The 1977-nt window shown below is 57.1% G+C and carries 1 pseudogene; it reads right to left on the bottom strand.

Annotated elements, in window-relative coordinates:
- Window positions 1-1076: 1076 nt before the first annotated feature.
- Window positions 1077-1977, bottom strand: a pseudogene (locus A2I95_RS34010) (DNA gyrase subunit B); the annotation flags it as partial.

Raw genomic sequence — 1977 nt, 5'->3', positions numbered from 1 at the left:
GCATCGCACTCATCAACCGCTTCAACGCACTCGGCGCCGCCGAGATCATCCGCGTCGCCTAAGTTCGGAGGGGAAAGGGGTAGTCAGGCCACAAGAGGGAGTTCTGCAACAATGCCCCACCAACCTATCTTGAAGGTTCGGAAGTTGCGTGAAGGTTCCAAGTTCGGCTATTGATCCGGCGGACTCGAGTATAAGAAGGGTAAAGTCAACATCATGAGCGAACTGTGCTTCCAGAGTTTGCAGGTCCATCCCTTTTCTTGAGTAAGAATACTCTTTCTCAATTTCCTCACCATAAACAACTTTTACATTTTGCATTTTTTCAAGCTCTTGCCGGGCCAAATGTCGTATATCGACTCGCCCCGAGGAGAGTCCCGGACCACAAACGAATATTTTCGACCGCACTTTCTGCGCCTTGTCGTTGAGAAGGGTGGGTTGAATCAGCATGCATCTACAATAGCGCTAGTTTTCTTTCACACTCAAGCTTGCCCTATCCACATAGAAGCGATTTGGCTACCATAATGCCTCAATGGGCACGAATGGCTGCTAAAGGTTGCATAGAGCGTGGAGTCGAATTTGCCTCGTGCCGTTTGTGCGCTTCAACGGTGCTCGTTGGCTCTAACTTTGCAAATGTCACTTTTCTGCGGCGAACGACGGCCTGGTCCCACTCAGCAACCTTTAGGTAGACGGGCCCCGAACGCTCGTGTTGCGACTCTGATCCCCTGGTGGGCAACCTACCACCGCCAGGTGCTCTGAGAAGGCGCCAAACAGTCGTGGTGCGGCGAGAAGCTCTACCTCAGCCGCACAGGGCGTCCTGAGCGCCCTATTAGGCCTGCATTGCACTTGGAACCTTTAACCCACCGACAATCCCCAGTACGCCCCGCTCATGGCGAGTACAGTTGCCGGAACAGAAGTCACGAAAAGCCAGTGGAGCAAGAATCCCAGCTATCTACCCAAGCGGGAGATTTTCGCAGCCTTCAGCTTCCACTTCTCCCCTAGCGTGTGCCAGAACCAAAACTATGGGCAACTTGCGCAAAAGTATGGGTCTAAAACACGCTTTTAGGCGATCCTACACCCGATCAGAAATCCAGGTTTTCGACGCTCAAGGCGTTCTTTTGGATGAACTCGCGTCGGGGCTCGACAACATCGCCCATCAGCTTGGTGAACAGGTCATCCGCCTCGATCATATCGTCGATCCGCACTTGCAGAAGCGTCCGGGCGTCCGGGTCCAGCGTGGTCTCCCACAGCTGGTCCGGGTTCATTTCGCCCAGGCCTTTGTAGCGCTGCAGCGAGAGGCCTTTTTCGCCTTCCTCAAGGATCGCTTTCAAAAGATCCAGCGGTCCGTGAATTATCTGGCTGCGGTCGCGGCGGATCAGCTGGGAAGTGGTGCCGTAGACTTCCTGCAGGCTCTGGGTAAAGCTGCCGGTCTTTCGCGCCTCGCCGGAGCGCAGCATCGGGCCGTCTAGGGTGCGCACTTCCTCGACACCGCGCAGGATGCGGGCCAGGCGGATGCCGTGATCCTGGGTGATCCGGCCCTGCCAGCCGCGCTCATATTCCAACGCAATCAAGTCAAGCCGTTGCGCCACTTTGTCGGCTACGCCTTGCAGATCGGAATCCACCGCACCGGGCACAAAGGCGCCAGCCACCGCGGCCTGCTCCAGGATGTGGCGCGGATAGTGGGTCGGGAAGGCATCCAGAACGCGCTTCAGCTGACGGGCTTCATCCACCACCCGGGTCAGGTCGGCACCGGCCATCTCGGAGCCGTCGCCGAGTTTCAGCACTGCGCCATCGACACCCTGGTTGATCAGGTAATCATCGAGTGCTGCCTGGTCTTTGAGGTAGACCTCAGACTTGCCGCGCGCGACCTTATAGAGCGGCGGCTGCGCAATGTAGAGGTAGCCGCCCTCGATCAGCTCCGGCATCTGCCGGTAGAAGAAGGTGAGCAGCAGCGTACGGATGTGGGCACCGTCCACGTCCGCA

Source organism: Leisingera sp. F5 (assembly GCF_001593695.1).
The sequence above is the reverse complement of the archived record's forward strand: the minus strand, read 5'-3'. Positions and strand labels throughout refer to the sequence as shown.